13 protein-coding genes are annotated in these 16,783 nt (G+C 61.4%); 8 read left to right on the plus strand and 5 right to left on the minus strand.

What is annotated here, in order from left to right:
* Positions 1-146 precede the first annotated feature (146 nt).
* On the minus strand, positions 147-1,886 hold the full coding sequence (locus RCAS_RS03035; RefSeq protein ID WP_232280147.1) for a PstS family phosphate ABC transporter substrate-binding protein: 1,740 nt from the start codon (positions 1,884-1,886) through the stop codon (positions 147-149).
* Between the two features lie 59 nt (positions 1,887-1,945).
* On the opposite strand from RCAS_RS03035, the gene RCAS_RS25800 reads away from it, so the two are divergent.
* The 8 genes from RCAS_RS25800 to RCAS_RS03070 all read left to right on the plus strand — a co-directional run bounded on the left by RCAS_RS25800 (position 1,946) and on the right by RCAS_RS03070 (position 12,351).
* On the plus strand, positions 1,946-2,107 hold the full coding sequence (locus tag RCAS_RS25800) for a hypothetical protein (RefSeq protein ID WP_232280148.1): 162 nt from the start codon (positions 1,946-1,948) through the stop codon (positions 2,105-2,107).
* 361 nt (positions 2,108-2,468) lie between these two features.
* Positions 2,469-4,118: an STAS domain-containing protein gene (locus RCAS_RS23150; RefSeq protein WP_012119150.1), complete on the plus strand. Its 1,650-nt coding sequence runs from the start codon at positions 2,469-2,471 to the stop codon at positions 4,116-4,118.
* A 310-nt stretch (positions 4,119-4,428) separates the two neighbouring features.
* Positions 4,429-4,767, plus strand: a complete 339-nt coding sequence (locus RCAS_RS03045) for a hypothetical protein (protein WP_012119151.1) — start codon at positions 4,429-4,431, stop codon at positions 4,765-4,767.
* Positions 4,768-4,896: 129 nt separating this feature from the next.
* Positions 4,897-6,447: a two-component system sensor histidine kinase NtrB gene (locus RCAS_RS03050; protein ID WP_012119152.1), complete on the plus strand. Its 1,551-nt coding sequence runs from the start codon at positions 4,897-4,899 to the stop codon at positions 6,445-6,447.
* A complete protein-coding gene (locus RCAS_RS03055; RefSeq protein ID WP_012119153.1) occupies positions 6,416-7,219 on the plus strand; it encodes a response regulator transcription factor in 804 nt (267 codons plus the stop codon). Before RCAS_RS03050 ends, RCAS_RS03055 begins: the two co-directional genes overlap by 32 nt.
* A 61-nt stretch (positions 7,220-7,280) precedes the next feature.
* The gene (locus RCAS_RS03060; RefSeq protein ID WP_012119154.1) at positions 7,281-8,222 is read left to right on the plus strand and encodes a hydroxymethylglutaryl-CoA lyase; all 942 of its coding nucleotides are present in this window, start codon (positions 7,281-7,283) and stop codon (positions 8,220-8,222) included.
* Positions 8,223-8,532: 310 nt separating this feature from the next.
* Entirely contained in the window at positions 8,533-9,957 is a 1,425-nt protein-coding gene (locus RCAS_RS03065) for a DNRLRE domain-containing protein (RefSeq protein ID WP_232280149.1), read from the plus strand.
* Positions 9,958-10,248: 291 nt separating this feature from the next.
* Complete coding sequence (locus tag RCAS_RS03070) at positions 10,249-12,351, plus strand: outer membrane protein assembly factor BamB family protein (RefSeq protein WP_012119156.1); 2,103 nt, start codon at positions 10,249-10,251, stop codon at positions 12,349-12,351.
* A gap of 810 nt (positions 12,352-13,161) precedes the next feature.
* On the opposite strand, the gene RCAS_RS03080 is transcribed toward RCAS_RS03070, so the two are convergent.
* The 4 genes from RCAS_RS03080 to RCAS_RS24460 form a co-directional block, all read right to left on the minus strand.
* The gene (locus RCAS_RS03080) at positions 13,162-14,667 is read right to left on the minus strand and encodes an alpha-N-arabinofuranosidase (RefSeq protein WP_012119158.1); all 1,506 of its coding nucleotides are present in this window, start codon (positions 14,665-14,667) and stop codon (positions 13,162-13,164) included.
* Between the two features lie 482 nt (positions 14,668-15,149).
* Positions 15,150-15,830 (minus strand): haloacid dehalogenase type II, encoded by a 681-nt coding sequence (locus tag RCAS_RS03085; protein WP_232280150.1) that lies wholly within the window; start codon positions 15,828-15,830, stop codon positions 15,150-15,152.
* Between the two features lie 110 nt (positions 15,831-15,940).
* A complete protein-coding gene (locus RCAS_RS26400; RefSeq protein WP_408638378.1) occupies positions 15,941-16,120 on the minus strand; it encodes a ribonuclease toxin HepT-like protein in 180 nt (59 codons plus the stop codon).
* Positions 16,068-16,679: a hypothetical protein gene (locus tag RCAS_RS24460; protein WP_012119160.1), complete on the minus strand. Its 612-nt coding sequence runs from the start codon at positions 16,677-16,679 to the stop codon at positions 16,068-16,070. The genes RCAS_RS26400 and RCAS_RS24460 overlap by 53 nt, the downstream gene beginning before the upstream one ends.
* Between the last annotated feature and the right edge of the window lie 104 nt (positions 16,680-16,783).

Consider the following 16,783-nt stretch of genomic DNA (forward strand, 5'->3'; position numbering starts at 1 on the left):
TCCATTCATTCGATGTGCGGATAAAACGGTTGCTCCTGCGGTGTCAGCATATGGTGAGCCGATAACGCTTTCCGACCGGCGACAGGGCAGCCCTGTCGCCGGTCGATAGTTCCCGTTTGTGTCCGCTGCTTGTGTCGGTTGCCGGACTACGGCTTCATTGCGCCCAACCAGTTCAGTTTTGCAACAGTGATCGCCTGTTGGGAGGCGGGGAAGTAGCCGACGTCGAGGACTTCGTCGTTGACGTAGGTGAGATAGAAGTTGATGAAGTCGGCGACCTGCGGCTTCTCCTTCATAATCTTGGCGTCGGAGTAGATGAACAGCGGGCGCGCCAGCGGATACGTGCCGCTCTCCGCCGTCTGGTCGTTCGGTTCGACGCCTTCGATCTTCACCGCCTTCAGGCGGTCCTTCTCGGCGATGAAGTAGGCATAGCCGAAGTAGCCAATGGCGTTCGGGTCGCCTTCGACGCCTTGCACCAGCACGTTGTCGTTCTCGCTCAACTGGATGCCGGGGGCGTTCAGGATCGCCTCCTTGCCCTTCTTCTCGAACGCCGGGTCCATCACCACTTCGACGAAGAAGTCGAAGGTGCCGGAGTCCGAGCCGGGGCTGAAGAGTTTGATCGGATTGGCGGGCCAGTCGGGGTTGACGTCCTTCCAGGTTTTCGCTTTGCCGGAGAAGATGTCCGCCAGTTGCGCCTTGGTGAGCGTATCCACAAAGGTGTTGGCCGGATTGACGACCACGGCGAGGGCGTCGGTGCCGACGCGGAACTCGACCGGCTCACGCCCGATGGCGCGGCAGTTTTCGACCTCGGCGGGGCGGATGGGGCGGCTGGCGTTGGAGATGTCGGTCTCGCCCGCCTTGCAGAAGCGCTCGAAGCCCGCGCCGGTGCCGATCGAGTCAATCGTGATATTGCCGGCGTATCCCTCGTCTTTGAAGCGCTCCGCCATGCGCTGCGTCAGCGGGAAGACTGTCGAAGAGCCGGCTGTGACGATGTTGCCGGTCACGGCGCCCGGATCTACCTCCGGCAGAGCGAGTTCCATGCCCATTGCCGCGAGCCAGTTGGCTTTTGCGACATTAATCGCCTGTTGGGAGGCGGGGAAGTAGCCGACGTCGAGGACTTCGTCGTTGACGTAGGTGAGATAGAAGTTGATGAAGTCGGCGACCTGCGGCTTCTCCTTCATAATCTTGGCGTCGGAGTAGATGAACAGCGGGCGCGCCAGCGGATACGTGCCGCTCTCCGCCGTCTGGTCGTTCGGTTCGACGCCTTCGATCTTCACCGCCTTCAGGCGGTCCTTCTCGGCGATGAAGTAGGCATAGCCGAAGTAGCCAATGGCGTTCGGGTCGCCTTCGACGCCTTGCACCAGCACGTTGTCGTTCTCGCTCAACTGGATGCCGGGAGCGTTCAGGATCGCCTCCTTGCCCTTCTTCTCGAACGCCGGGTCCATCACCACTTCGACGAAGAAGTCGAAGGTGCCGGAGTCCGAGCCGGGGCTGAAGAGTTTGATCGGATTGGCGGGCCAGTCGGGGTTGACGTCCTTCCAGGTTTTCGCTTTGCCGGAGAAGATGTCCGCCAGTTGCGCCTTGGTGAGCGTATCCACAAAGGTGTTGGCCGGATTGACGACCACGGCGAGGGCGTCGGTGCCGACGCGGAACTCGACCGGCTCACGCCCGATGGCGCGGCAGTTTTCGACCTCGGCGGGGCGGATGGGGCGGCTGGCGTTGGAGATGTCGGTCTCGCCCGCCTTGCAGAAGCGCTCGAAGCCCGCGCCGGTGCCGATCGAGTCAATCGTGATATTGCCGGCGTATCCCTCGTCTTTGAAGCGCTCCGCCATGCGCTGCGTCAGCGGGAAGACCGTCGAAGAGCCGGCTGTGACGATGTTGCCGGTCACGGCGCCCGGATCAACATCGGGAAGACCGTCGTAGTCGATCTCTGCGGCGGGAGCAGGAGTTGGCTGCGCTGGCGCCGGAGTTGCGCCTGTTGCCGGTGGCGCAGTGGGGGCTGCCGTTGGCGCGACTGGCGCTGGCGTTGCTTCTGCTGGCGCTGTCGTGGGCGCAACCGTCGGTTGAGTCGCTCCACCGCCGCCACATGCGGCGATCAGCGGCGCGATGAGGGCCAACATCAACGCCATTGCGAACATTCGCGTTCTGAAGACCTGCATACCTTCTTTCCTCCTTTGACCATCTACAACTGTGCGGTTGGAAGCGTGAACGACCGAATGCGGCACAACGCCGTTGCAACCGGGTCTGAACGCTTCCGAGCCTTGAACGCCGTTGAGTATACCTGATTGAAGTTAAATACAAAGAGTCATACTGTTAAGCCTGAGTTAACCGTTACTGTTCTGTATAAATCCCGATCACAAATCGATACCCTTGTCGGAACACAGAAGTGGTATGCTTGAGGCGCACATCCGGTACAAGCCGGCGTCGCCGCGTTGCGGCGCCAGCGCCTGATCATGACGTCACATATGTAGATGAACACTGCGTCTCTCTCCACACCCGCAGGGCGTAGCCTTTCTACAACGCTCGCTCTGGCGCTGATCAGTCTCAGCGTGGTCGCTTTGTTGGTCAGCAATGCATTGCAAATGGCATCGAACTGGCAGGTGCACCAGCGCGGCCTCGCCCGTGAGCAGGAGTCGCGCGCGCATGGCGCCGCTGTTGAGGTACGCGCGTTTTTCGATGCGCGCTGGAATATGCTGGCCACATCGATCAAAATGTCGAGCCTGGCAACCGCGCCAGCGGAGCAACGCACCGAGGCGCTCGAGCGACTTCTGGTTCTCGACCCATTATTCGAGCAATTAATAATCCTCGACGATCAACGCTTCGTCGTCGCCAGCGCGAGTCAGAACCCTCACAAAACTGTCAATTTTCTCGACCCGGCGCTCATCGACGAAATTATGCGTCGGACGGCACTGCGCGATCGGCTGATCAGTTCGTTGCGCATCGATGCCGCAAGCGGTGAACCCGGCATTGTGATGGCACTCCCGCTCGTCGATTCGTTCGAGAATTACCACGGCGCCCTTATTGCGACGGTCAATGCTCGCCTGCTCTGGACGACGGTCCAGCGGCAGACGCCTGATCCTGACAGCCTGGCATACGTTGTCGACCGTCAGGGAAACCTGCTGGCGTGTTCCGACACGGCGCGTGTGATGCGCGGCGACAACGCTTCAGGGGTTGCTATCGTGCAGCGGTTTATTCGGGAGCGGTCGGCATCGATCCAGACCATGCACTACACTGGCCTTTCTGGCGCTGAGGTCGTCGGCAGTTACGAGGCGCTCGACGATCCTCCCTGGGCAGTGGTGATCGAAACGCCGCGCGCGGTCGCGTATCGCTCGGTTTTGAATGATCTCGTCGTCTCCGGTATAATTCTCTTGGGCGCCGTTGTCGTCTCCGGCGGGATTGGTCTCTACCTGGCGCGCTGGCTGACGGCGCCGTTGATCGATCTGACGCGCGTTGCCAATCGGATCGCATCAGGAGAACGCGATGTGCCGGTTGATGCGCGCGGTCCGCGAGAGATTCAGATACTGGCGCGGGCGTTCACCGCTATGACAGCGCAACTGGAAGCAAATCTGGAAACGCTGGAGCAGCGCGTTGCGCAACGCACTGCCGATCTCCGGGCGGCGCTCGCCGAGGTGGAGGCGCGGGCGCGCGAACAGGCGCGCCTGCTTGAAGAAATCGCCCATCAACGCGAGGTGATCCGCGAGTTGAGCGTACCGGTGCTGCCGGTAACAGAGGACGCCCTGGTGATGCCGTTGATCGGGGCCATTGACACCGAGCGGCTGGCGGATATTCAGGATCGGGCGCTGCACGCCTTGCAGCGTTCGCGCGCGTGCTACCTGCTCGTCGATATTACCGGGGTGCCGGTGGTTGACAGTCAGGTGGCGCAGGGGCTGATCGCCATCGCCAGTATGTGTCGGTTGCTCGGCGCTGAGATGGTGCTGATCGGCATTCGTCCGGAGGTGGCGCAGACGATTGTCGGGTTGGGATTGAATCTCTCTTCGCTGCGCACTGCGGCTGACCTGCAAACGGTTCTGCGCGACTTCGCGGCGCAGCGCCGTGATCGCGTTGCACGCAATGGTGAGGCAATCGAGCGCAGGAACGGACGAGGATCTTTGCCCGCGTGAAGGTGTCGTCTCGCTGCTCTTCCGGTGTATGGCGCATACGAGCGCTGTTGATCGTCTTTTGTTCCGATCTTCCTGTGCCATGCGGGCGCGTCGCCCGCGCTCCCGGCGTACTGCCTGTTTTGCCTGTGCCATGCGGGCGCGTCGCCCGCGCTCCCGGCGTACTGCCTGTTTTGCCTGTGCCATGCGGGCGCGTCGCCCGCGCCCCTGGTGCGGTGTGCCTGGACATCGGATTGGTTGTCGATTATAATCGCGATTGCGGGATGTTCTTGATCGCAGGAGTGCATATCAGCACCGTCCCGGAGTGGCGATCATGCCGGAGAAAAAATCACGTCAATCTTCTCCGCCACGCGGCGCCATCGGGCGGCTGCGTGGCTCGGTGGGTGTGGCGGAGCAGGCGTTGCGCGGCCGCACCGAGCGGGTGAAACGCCTGACGCCCCCACCGCCGCCGCTCTCCGCTACCCTCGAACGCGTGCTGACAATCGGTGGCTTGCCGTTGCTTCTGGCGCGCCTTTTCTGGCACAATCTGCGAGAAGTGCGCTTCTGGTGGCCCGTCGTACTGCCACTGCTGATCTGGACGGCATGGCGCACCTACCATCGTGAACGAGCAAAAAGCCGGCATCACGACACACCTGCGCAGATTCGCGCTTGACAACCCCTCTTCTCAATGTAAGAATACTGAGATGTACGGCACAGTCGCCTCGATGTGCGGCTGTGCCTGGTTGACTTCTTTCGGCATTTCTAACCCGGTTCCCTGGCGCAGTGCGCAGTGGCAGGCGGTATGAGCGCTTCTGTACAGTCGGACATCCAGGACGGATTGAAAACGAGTATTTGCGAAATTGCGCGTCGTCTCTGTGTGGCGACGGATGCGAAGGCATGCTATCTGGCGATGCGTGAACGTCCGACAGCGCCGCCTCGATTCATCGGCGCCGTCGGTGTGCAGGGCGATCCTCCCGACTGGAATGAGATCGATGGCGATCATCTGGTGCGTCGAATAGGGCATAAACGTGAACTTGTTGTCGCGGAACGTTCGATGCACGCGCTGTTGCTGGCGCTCCCCGCAAGCGGTCGCGATATTGGTGTGGCAGTGTTGCTCTTCGACAGCGAACCGCCTCCCGTCTCGGATGCCTTCGTTGCAGCAGCGCAATTGGCCGGTCTTGCGCTGGAATCGGTCTGGCAGCTTGCCGCCCTGCACGATCAGGCGGAGCAACTGGCAGAGCGCACCCGTCTGCGTGAGATTCAGGTGAGCCGCAATCTCATTCGCGGAGTGATTGACAGTGTCCCTATGGGACTGGTGCTGATCGATCCGGTCGGGTACGTGCTGGCAGCCAATCGCGCGCTCGCCGAGCGCTTCGGTCTCGAGCCGGCAATGCTGGTAGGACGGTTCTACGGCGACGTGCTTGGCGAATGGAGTGAGGCTGCAGCGGCCCGCACCTTCGCTACGCGCCAGCCGCAGCGCTTGCGCCGCACGCTGCAACGTCCCGGCGGCAGTGAGTCCCTGATCGAGATCGCCAGCATTCCGTTGTTTGACGCCTCTGGCGCTGCGCATCAGGCTGTCGAGGTATGGGAAGACATCACTGAGCGGGTCGCGCTGCAAACACAGCTTGTGCGTGCCGAGAAACTCGCTGCAATCGGACACCTGGCAGCCAGCATCGCTCACGAGGTCGGCAACCCGCTTCAGGCGATCCAGGGTTTTCTGGCATTGTTCCTGGAACAGTGCCCGCCTGAAACGCCGAATCAGCACTTTCTGCAACTCGCCGAAGAAGAAATCGATCGGATTGTGCGCGTGCTGGAACGATTGCGCGATCTCTATCGCCCGCGCGCCGATGTTTTCACCCATGTGAATGTCAATGAGTTGATCGAGAGCGTCCTGCTGTTGACCGGCAAACAACTTGAGCGTTCGCGCATTCAAGTCCTGCGCGAACTGGCGCCCGATCTGCCGGCTATTCAGGGAGTTGCCGACCAACTGAAACAGGTGCTGCTCAACCTGGTGCTGAATGCGGCTGAGGCGATGCCGAACGGCGGCACGCTGCACGTGCAAACGTATCGTTACCATCCCACGGAAGGGAAAGGCGCCGTTGCGATTGCCATTACCGATACCGGCATCGGTATTTCGCCCGATCAATTGACGCGCATCTTCGACGGATTGCATACCACGAAAGAGCGAGGCATGGGACTGGGGTTGTATACCAGCCGGGCAATTATCGAGCGACATCTGGGGCGAATCAGCGCCCAAAGCATTCCGGGCGAGGGTACGACCTTTGAGATCGTGTTACCGGTCAGGCATGAGGAGATCCGTCATGAGACAACCGGCGAAAATCCTGGTCGTTGATGATGAACGCGCAGTGCGGATCATGCTCGAAACAGCGCTGCGCGCGCACGGATACCGCGTCGAAACGGCAGCCAACGGTGCTGATGCTCGCATGCGCATCGAGCATGAGGAGTTTGATCTTCTGCTGCTCGATCTGCAACTAGGCGATATCGATGGTATTGATATTTTGCGCGAAGTCAAGGAACGATCGCCGGCTACCGAAGTTATTCTTCTGACCGCCCACGGATCGATCAACAGCGCGATTGCCGCGCTGCGCTATGGCGCCTTTGATTATCTGCTCAAGCCTGCTCAGGTAGCGGAGATTCGTGAGCGGGTTGAGCGCGCCCTGAACAACCGCCGGATCAATCTCCAACGCACGGAATTGCTCCAGCGCATCAGCGAAAGCGCTCGTGCGCTCGGTTTGATCGAGAGTGGCAGCCACCCTATCTCGGCGCCGTCCACATCGAGCGATCATCTGACCGTTGGTCCGCTCATGCTCGATCTGAGGCGCCATGCCGCCTATCTTGGCGAACATGTGCTGACGCTGACGCGCACCGAGTTTGCGCTGCTCACGGCGCTGGCGCAGAATCCCGATACCGCCCTGAGCTATACGGCGCTCTCCGAAGCAGTGTATGGTCGGGCGCAGCCTGAAGATGAGGCGCGCTCGCTGCTTCGCCCGCATATCGCGCGGTTGCGTCAGAAACTCGACGCGACCAAAACGCCGGGCATCGCGCTGATCAGCATTCGGAGCATGGGATATATGCTGCAAACCGAAAATGCGCCTGTGCCATGATCGACATTCTGCACGGGGAAAAGGCATTCGGTGACGATGCCTGGCGCACAAGGAGGTGACGATGATAGCCGATCCCCGGTTACCCCGCTCTGTGTCTATTCGTGAAGTCGGTCCGCGCGACGGTTTGCAGAATGAAGAGGTTATTCTTGCGACTGCCCAGAAAGTGCAGTTGATCGATCGCCTCGCTGATGCTGGCCTGACTCTGATCGAAGTCGGTGCGTTCGTGCGCCCTGCGAATGTGCCGCAAATGGCGGACACTGCGGAGGTCTTCGCTGCTCTCCCCCGGCGTCCTGGCGTGACCTATAGCGCAATTGTCCCGAATGTCATCGGCGCCCGGCGCGCCATTGCTGCGCGCGCGGATGCGCTCCAGGTGTTTCTCAGCGCCAGCGAGAGCCACAACCGTAGCAATGTCAATATGTCGATTGAGCAGTCGCTAATGCAGGCCGCCGACATCGCAGCCGTCGCTCGTGAAGCAGGGGTGCATTTCGAGGCGGTGGTGTCGGTCGCCTTCGGGTGCCCGTTCGAGGGAGATGTGCCGCTCGAACGGGTAATGGACCTGACTGCCCGGCTGTTTGATCTGGGCGCCGGGCAGATTACGTTTGGCGACACCACCGGAATGGGTCATCCGGGGCTGGTGCGCGCTTTGCTGCAAGCGTTCTATGCACGTTTCCCGCAGGCGCGTCCACGTTTGCACTTGCATAGCGCGCGCGGTGCGGGGCTTGCCAATGTGCTGATGGCGCTTCAACTCGGCGTCGATTGTTTTGATGCCAGCGTCGGTGGGATTGGCGGATGCCCCTTCGCGCCTGGCGCCCCCGGCAATATCTGCACCGAAGACCTGGCGCATATGCTCCACGAAATGGGTATATCGACCGGTATTCACCTCCCGACACTCCTCGATGTTGCGCGCATGCTCGAAGGCATGCTGGGGCGCACCGTGCCGGGGCAGACGATGAAGGCCGGTATCTGCAAGCATTTGCCCCCCGACGGCAGTCCACGCCGGTGAGTGTGTGGTATGACACACTCTTCATCGAAACGGACGCTGCTTTTGTGGCTCTTCCATCCTGATCCCGTATGATCGAGGCATTGTGCGAGGTGGAGCGTCGCGCTTCAGATTTGAACAATGCCGTGCCTGTCAACCTGTCCTCGTTCTCCTTTTTTGTTGTGTGTGATCGAATTGAGATCAAATCGTAAGACTCTTCGCCTTTTCCAGGTATTACTCTATGCGCATGAGACATTCGCACAAGGAGAGGGGAATGCCCAAGCGCACATCGTTGAAGAAGACCATGGTATGCTGCATGCGCGGAGGGGGAGGGTTGACGGCTCTTCTAATGGGCATTATGGCTCTGGTTGTCGCCGCAGTACTGCGTCCGTCGGCAGGATATGCCGAACAAAACGGCATCAGCGCAGAACATACCGTGTATCTTCCCCTGGTGACCAGGTCCGGCTGTACGGCGGAACTGCCGCGCATCAACGCACCAAAGTTCACCGGTGCCATTCCGTTCGAGCGAACCGCAATCGCCTGGTTTGGCAGGGTCTCTCCAACGCAGAACTATACCGACATCCGGGTTGGGTACAACGCAACCGAACTGTTTGTGTACCTCGCCATCTTCGACCGCCACCTGTGGTACGACGAGAGTCCAACGCCGCAAACCCTGACTCAGTGGGATGCAGTGACGCTGCTGCTGGACACTTCCGGCGGCGCAGCCGTGTCGCCATCGTCGTGGAAGTTTGTCGCGCAGTTGTATGGCGAACGGAGTTCACAGCGACGGGTGGTCTACCGTGGAAGCGCCACCGGATGGCAACAGACCAGTGTGGCTTTTGATGCGCTTCCTGGCTGGCGCGGGAACGCACTGAATGACAACAGCGATAGTGATCGCGGGTGGGCAATGGGTTTTACCATTCCCTTCAGCAGCCTGGGGATCGCCTCCGCTCCGCCGGATGGAACCTCCTGGCGCATGGCGGTGATCGTTCACGACCGGGACACACGCGCCGGTCCGCCAATCGGCGATCAGGCGTGGCCGCCACAGACGCCGCTGGAGACGCCGGCCTGCTGGGGTGTTCTGAATTTCGGTGTGCCCGTCTATCAGACTAGTGCAACGCCGACCGGTTCGCTGATCGTCCGCCGCCCCACGGAGCGCAGTCCGCTCGTGCCGGATGCTGATGTCGGGGCTGCGATTGCCAACCAATGTCCTGGTGACGAGAATCATATCTGGAACGAATGGGGGAACCGCAACTATGGACGCGCACCTGACTTCAATATTCAGAATCAGTCCGATGTGTCCGACTGGCCCTGTTTTGCGAAGTACTATGTCACTTTCCCGCTCGATGGCATCCCGCCAGGCAAGGTGATCGTGTCTGCAATACTGACCCTGCACCAGTTTGGCAATTCCGGCAGCGCGGGCCAGGCAAAACCGTCGTGGATTCAGGTGTCGGTGGCAGCCGGTGACTGGAATGAACAGACCATCACCTGGAACAACGCCCCAATCGCCTATGAGAATGTTGCCATAAGTCGGGTAGATCCCGTCACCAGCTCGATTAACTGGCCCGGCGTCCCGCGCACCTGGGATGTGTCGTATGCCGTGGCACGGGCGTATGCGCGCGGTGAGCCGTTGCGCCTGGTACTGTACAGCGCCGACTCGGACTATCATAGTGGCAAGTATTTTGTCTCCTCCGACACGGGCGACTGGAATATCGAAGGTCGTCCGCGCCTTGACGTGCGCTGGGGTGAGGCGAGGTGATACCAATTACCTGTGACCATCCGGCATTGTCATCCCGAGCAGCGCGAGGGGTCTTGCGCAACCCGCTCAGATTCCTCGCTGCGTTTACCCTGAGCGAAGCGAAGGGCTCGGAATGACAGCGAGGGGTCTTGCGCGACCCGCTCGGACTCCGCGCTGAGTTTACCCTGAGCGAAGCGAAGGGCTCGGAATGACACGCATGCGGCATCTTCAATCGTCATTGGTATGATAGGATGGAGAGTCCGATCTCCGACCTGACCTTCCACCCTATTCCGTTCATGAGAGAATGTGGATATGCGCATCTCCAGACATCCCTTCCCGGCACTTCTCCTGTTCCTGCTTCTTGCTCTGCCGATTCTTGTTGCAACCCCGTTGCGCGTTGCCGGGAATGTCGCCACCGTTTCACCGCAGGCGACGCAACGTCCGCAGGTGACACCGTCATCGCTCTATCTGCCGCTGATCATGCGCCCTGACCCGAATGTGAACGAATGGAGCCAGCACGGGCACGACGCGCAGCGCACCGGCTATACGCCGCAGACCGTCCCCTACCCCTGGCGCTGGCGCTGGTCCTGGAACGGTCCCAATGCCTCCGGCGGCATCGCCAAGGTCACTACCGGCGGCACGCTGCCGCGCAACGTGCAGCCCGTCACCGGCGGCGGGCGGGTCTATATCGCTGCTGGCGTCGATGGCGTTTTCGCCCTCAGCGAAGCCACCGGGCAGCAGCTCTGGCGGCGCTCCGGCATCGGCGATGTGCGCTCGACCGTCGCCTACGACCGCGACACCGACACGGTCTTCGCCGTCTCCGCCACTGGTCGGCTCTACCAACTGCGCGCTCAGGACGGCGCCGTCCTCGCCGCGTTCGCCACCGGGCAGAGCAGCACGCTGCCGCTGCCTCCCGCCGTCCTGAGCGACCGCGTGCTCTTTGCGATGGGCACGGCGGTCTATGCGGTTGACAAGCGGACAATGCAGCTTCGCTGGCGCTACGACGCGGGTGCGACTGTTGCCGTGCCGCCCGCCTATTCTCCCTCGCGTAATCTGGTGATCGTCGCTACCGAGCCGGACCTCTTCGTCCACGCCATCAACAACGTCGACGGCATGCGGCGCTGGCGCGTGCGTCCGGTGCATGCCGGTCGCCGGTTCGAGGATCCGACCGAGTTCCGCTTCGGTTGGCCCGTCATTGCCGACGGCGCCGGGTATGCGCTCATCAAGGCGCGCCTGCCGTGGCAGACGCTGTGGCGCGACTGGCCGCAGACCAACAGCGGGATGCGTCAGTTGCTCACCCAGTACCCCGGCGACCAGGCGCTGTTCGCGCTCGACCTCGATGACGGGAGCGTGCCGTTCATCGCGCATGTGGGGCACGGCGGCTACGGTGACAACGACTATCTGCCGATGGGACCGCAACCGGTGGTTAAGCGCTTCCCGGATGGTCGGGAAGTGGTCTACACCATCATCCGCGCCCGACATGCGCACGATGCGCGCTGGGACTCGCACTTCGGCGAGATGTTGCTCGACAGCGCGACGGTGAGCGGGTTGCAGGGGGGCGAGGTGCGCTTCATTGCCTACGACTATCCGCCGGGAAGTGCGGCGCCGTATCTGCTGACCGACGAGCAGCCGAATGTAACGGTGGCGGGGGACTATCTGTTCGGCGCGCACTGGGAGGCGGGGTTCGCGGCGCGCATCCTCGACCGCTCGGCGGCGCGCGGCAGTTTCGGCGTCCCGATAACGACGCAGCGCCTGGCGACGGTTGTGACCTCGCAGGATAACGCGGGGGCGTGCGCCTTCAGCGCGACGCACTATTGCGCTGGGGGGCTGGAGAACACGCGCTTCTACGACTTCGGGTTCTACCTGTACTATCGGCAGGGGGCGGTGTACGACCGCTACTGGAGCGAATACGCAGTGTGGGTGGTGAGCAACGAGAACATCTACTTCCGCACCGCGGACGGGGCAATTGTGGCGTTGACGAGCGGCGCTCCGCAGTCGGGAGGCGGGGGCGTTCCGGCAGTGGCAGCAGCGGCACTGCCCGCGCCGGATGCGGCGCCAGTGGCGGTGATTCCGCACACTGCGGCGCGGGTGTGGGAGGGGCGGCATGTCACGGTGATCGGGACATTACAGTACGTCTTCAACAACGGGAAACAGGTACTGCTGGGTTTCAGCAACCCACACCGGGGGAGTTTCAAGGCGCTGATTCGGCAGGCAGCGTGGGAGCGCTTCGGCGGACGGCCGGAGACGCGGTACCGGGTGGGGCAGGCGGTGCGGATCAGCGGGGTGATAACGTGGTATCAGGGGGACCCGGCGATCATGGTGACGACGCCGGAGCAGATTGAGGTGGTAGAGGATCGCTGGGTGCTCGGGGAATCCGCGCCCTCTGACCAACGGGGAGGCAGCGGAGCAGAGTGAGGGGGTGGCGGGTCGATGCGCCCTTCACCTATCCGGTTTCAAGGGTGGAATGCGCGTATGAGCATTGCGGGCATGCCTGGCGTTGGGGTGCGCCATTTTCCCCTCACCCTCTGCCCCTCTCTCACGCGCGGGTCCGTCCCCCGGTGGACGTGCTGCGGTTCGCGTGGAGCGGTGCTCCGCACGCTGCCCGCGCGCGCGGCAACATCAGGCGCGGGTGGTGCAACCTGCCTGTCCACCCCAGCCTGCCGACCGGCGCGCAGGAAGCAGGGCGCGCGCAGGCGCAGATCATGACGAGACCTCTCGATAATGGTGAGCGGCAACCGGTCTGCGAGGGGGCGTCGGCGAGCGGCGCGCGATGGGCATCGTGTCCTGTCAATGCGCGCGTCCATCATAAGTCGGACGGTTCACTATCCAGAGAGGGCGTTAGGGGGAGGATGTTCCCAGAATGCTCCCATCAGGCGTCGTTGCAGCGCGACATGCGGGCGTTTATCGGCGCTGCCAGCGCCCAATACGCCGTGGATGTCCGCGCTAGAACCGTCATCATCAACGGGGTTTCTTGCCGGTTGCTCAGCGCGGACATAACATACCCGCGCTGAGCGTACAAAGCCCCGCACCGGCGGGGCTGGGATTGATACATACACAGGCGCCCGCGCGCCCCTCGTTCGCGCAACCCGACGGTTTGACGTCAGGTTGCTCCATGAAACGCGATCACCGGACCCAGGCGAGCAAACAGCAGGGCGGCTAGCGCCCCGCTTATCGCGCCCGATGACCATTGGTGATGGTCATGAGTGTTCGGCATCGTCTGAAGTGTCAGGTCGGCCATTCGACCAGCGCTACCGTCAATGAGAGTGGAGGGAGATTCAGGCTGAACCGCCTGTCGGTGATCGGAGCGCCGGGCAGGGCGCGCACGCCAATAACATCGGGTCGCTCGAAGGAATTGACGGCTTTTGGATCATCACCGGCAACCTGATAGATCTCCGTGATCTGGCGTGGCGAACGCCCCTGCCACTCCAGATTCACCGTTAGCGGCGCATGTTGTCCGCGATGAACCACAAAAATGGCGCCCTTGCCATGTTCAGCATCGTAGCTGGCTGCTGCGTCGATCAGGGGCTGATCGCCGAAGGCGCGAGTGGCATATAGCGGCGACCGGACGAGCAGGTCGAGCGAGTCGCCGGTTGCATACCGGCTGAAAAGCGCGAACGGATAGAAGATCGACTGACGGATCAACCCATCAGAACGGGTCAGAATGGGCGCGATAACATTGACCAGTTGCGCCAGGCAGGCGATCTTCAGCACATCGCAGCGGCGCAGGAACACATTCAGCCACTGCGCTACGACCAGTGCGTCTTCCAGGTTGTACACCTCCTCGATCAGGTGTGGCGCTTCGCGCCATCCCCCTTGCGTTGTCTGGTCTTTGTACCACACATTCCACTCATCCCAGCTCAGATAGACACTATGACGTGATCGCATCTTTGCCTTCACATAGCGCAATGTCCCGGCGAGAGCGTCGAGATGCTCCTCGAACTGGCGCGCCAGCGCCAGATAACTGTCAGTATCGTCATCGCGGTTGCCCGCGTAGAAGTGGAGCGACAGATAATCGACATACTCCCAGCACACTTCGAGCGCAATTCGGTCCCATTCGGGATAGGTCGGCATACCGCTGCTCGATGAACCGCAGAGCGTCAGGCGGATCGACGGATCGTGCCACTTCATCAGTTTTGCGGCTTCGCGGGCTTTGACAGCGTAAGCGTGCGCGTCCATATGACCGATCTGCCAGGGTCCGTCCATCTCATTGCCAAGACACCAGTAGCGCACGCCAAACGGCTCCGGTGCGCCGTTCGCAACTCGCCGATCGGCTTCGATTGTGCCGGTTGGAGCGTTGCAGTACTCGACATATGCGCCAGCCTCTTCGATCGTACCGGTCCCCAGGTTGACGCCGAGCATTGGTTCAGCGCCAAGCATACGACACAACGCAATGAACTCGTGTGTGCCGAAGCGGTTCGTTTCAATCGACTGCCACGCCAGTTCGCGGCGACGCGGACGCTGTGCGACCGGTCCCACACCATCACGCCAGTGATAGCCAGACAGAAAATTGCCGCCAGGGTAGCGAATGATCCGCAGGTTCAGTTCGCGCAGCGCTGCCAGCACATCAGTGCGGAACCCCTGGTCATCAGCCAGCGGCGATCCGGGATCGAACACGCCCTGATAGACGCAGCGCCCCATATGTTCGATGAATCCGCCGAACAGGAGCGGCGAAATGCGACCAATGACGCGCTCTTCATCGATGGAGATGCGTGCAGGTGGTCTGGTAGTCATAACGTTCTCCCTGAATGAAAGACGAGCAGCGACGCTATTCTGCCAATATTGAAGATGCCGCATACTTGTCATTCCGAGCCCTTCGCTTCGCTCAGGGTAAACTCAGCGAGGAATCTGAGCGGGTTGCGCACGACCCCTCGCGCTGCTCGGGGTGACAATTCCGGATGTTCACAGGGAATTGGTATTCTACACGATCCCGGCAATGGTCTGGTTGTGCGCGCTCTGAAGCGGGGTGAGCGGCGCTGCGGGTTCGTTCCGCCGGATGGTCAAGCGACGGGCGGGGATCGAACGCAGCGGACGGGCGGACGTCCGCGCTGGGGCGCGAAGCCCCGCTGGCGTGAGGCTTCCCAGGGCGCGGCAGCGCCCTTCGTGCATTCAGCCCGACGGTAAGGGCGGGCGGAGCGGTGCACGATTCCGGCTTGACAGAAAAACGACACGTATGCGCAGGGAGGGAAGCGACAGGCAATCGAATCCTTGACCCCTCATCCCGAACAATCAATCGCAAGGATGTGATCGACCACTTCCGCCATGTCGGTGCCAATCACATCGGGGCGTGGCACGAGTGGATCGAGCACCATGCCTGGGCGTGCAACGAAGGCAGCAGCGCAACCGGCATGCAATGCTCCGGCAATGTCCCAGGCATGCGCAGCAACCATGCGGATGCGTCCAATCGGAACGTGGAGGCGGGTTGCAGCGTATTCATAGGGTTCCGGCGCCGGCTTCAGACGCCGCACGATGTCGGCAGAGAAAATATTCTCGAAAAAATGTGCGATGCCGGCATTCGTCAACTGTGCTATCGCCACTTCCTCAGTGGAGTTCGTCAACGCCGCCAGTCGCAAACCGGCGGCGCGCAGGCGTTCAAGGGCGGCGGGAACATCGGCATGGGGCGTCAAGGCACGCATTCCATCGAGAACGGCGGCGCAATCGTCCGCCGAAAGCGGCGTTCCATAGCGCGCAGCAGTCATCTCCAGCGCCGTTGCCCAGATTCTCGTGAAGTTCACATATTCGCCGGTAATGGTGGTCACAAACGCCGACTGAAGCGCCTGGTTGAACCATGCCTGGCGCGCGCTCACTACCCCGAAAATCCGCGTGAAAAGCGGATCGAGCGCGCGCATGTCCAGCAACGTCTCGTTCACATCGAACACGATCACTCGCGGCATCATTTCCTCCTGTGATTCTTTATAACCCAACGCACCCCAGCATACGATATTCACCCACAAGCGCAGACAACGATGCAGGATGGTGATGGAAACCGACAGACGAATGGTGCGGATCAGCGATGCTCAGGTCGCAGACCACCGGGTAACAGGTGTTCAGGCGTTCGATCCGTTTCTGCGTCGAGTTCGCGACCGTAGAGATTCTTCACAACGTAGCGAAATGCCAGAAATTCACGCAGACCTTCAACACTGTTGCCAGAAAGCACGGCAGGACGGTCGCCCCAGGCTGCTCCCATGCGTTCGTGCAAGCGCCGATGCCGGTCGAACCCCGCCCGGAGGAGCGCCGTTGAGTTCTGAGGCGACGGTTTGAACCATGCGCTTACAACCGGTGTAGAAGTTGTGCAACTTGAACGCGAGGTTTTCGTAGAACAGCCTGGCGTGCCCCGGATTGCGCGCGAACGCAATATCTTCCGCCCCCCGCCGTAATTGCTCGAGTTCTGCGGAAATATCGGTTGCTACACCGCGTAGCCGTTCTAGTGAGATCACGTGCATAGCTTCGGTCAGTTTTCCGGCTTTTGCTGGCGCAGCAAAATAGTCGGCAGGTGCGAGTCCGTCCACCGCCAGATTGATGTCGAAGTCGGCAGCGAAGCGACCGGTGATCGGCGAGCCAAACAGGATGACGCGGGTCGCGCCAGACTCCTGACGCAACATCATCGCAATACGCTCCGCGTCGTGCCGCGCCTGTTGCGCCCATCGTCGATGCCGCTCACGTTCGGTCGCGTGGCGATGTCGCCAGCGTTCGACATACTCTTCAATTGGGCGATCCATGCCCGGAATGTCGGTCGTTGCACTCATCAGGACGCCTTGCAGAGCGGAGAAGAACGTGGCGCCGCCTATTCACTGCCGGCTGAACAGAGCAATACTTTCCATCGTCCATATTACACCAGTTTCAACCAAAT

This window comes from Roseiflexus castenholzii DSM 13941 (assembly GCF_000017805.1).
In the GTDB taxonomy this organism is placed as follows: domain Bacteria; phylum Chloroflexota; class Chloroflexia; order Chloroflexales; family Roseiflexaceae; genus Roseiflexus; species Roseiflexus castenholzii.

Bases quoted from the DNA above. Each gene is read 5' to 3' on its own strand.
- RCAS_RS23150 (WP_012119150.1), top strand. From the start codon at position 2,469: ATGAACACTGCGTCTCTCTCCACACCCGCAGGGCGTAGCCTTTCTACA.
- RCAS_RS03045 (WP_012119151.1), top strand. From the start codon at position 4,429: ATGCCGGAGAAAAAATCACGTCAATCTTCTCCGCCACGCGGCGCCATC.
- RCAS_RS03050 (WP_012119152.1), top strand. From the start codon at position 4,897: ATGAGCGCTTCTGTACAGTCGGACATCCAGGACGGATTGAAAACGAGT.
- RCAS_RS03055 (WP_012119153.1), top strand. From the start codon at position 6,416: ATGAGACAACCGGCGAAAATCCTGGTCGTTGATGATGAACGCGCAGTG.
- RCAS_RS03060 (WP_012119154.1), top strand. From the start codon at position 7,281: ATGATAGCCGATCCCCGGTTACCCCGCTCTGTGTCTATTCGTGAAGTC.
- RCAS_RS03070 (WP_012119156.1), top strand. From the start codon at position 10,249: ATGCGCATCTCCAGACATCCCTTCCCGGCACTTCTCCTGTTCCTGCTT.
- RCAS_RS03080 (WP_012119158.1), bottom strand. From the start codon at position 14,667: ATGACTACCAGACCACCTGCACGCATCTCCATCGATGAAGAGCGCGTC.
- RCAS_RS03085 (WP_232280150.1), bottom strand. From the start codon at position 15,830: ATGATGCCGCGAGTGATCGTGTTCGATGTGAACGAGACGTTGCTGGAC.
- RCAS_RS26400 (WP_408638378.1), bottom strand. From the start codon at position 16,120: ATGGGAGCAGCCTGGGGCGACCGTCCTGCCGTGCTTTCTGGCAACAGT.
- RCAS_RS24460 (WP_012119160.1), bottom strand. From the start codon at position 16,679: ATGAGTGCAACGACCGACATTCCGGGCATGGATCGCCCAATTGAAGAG.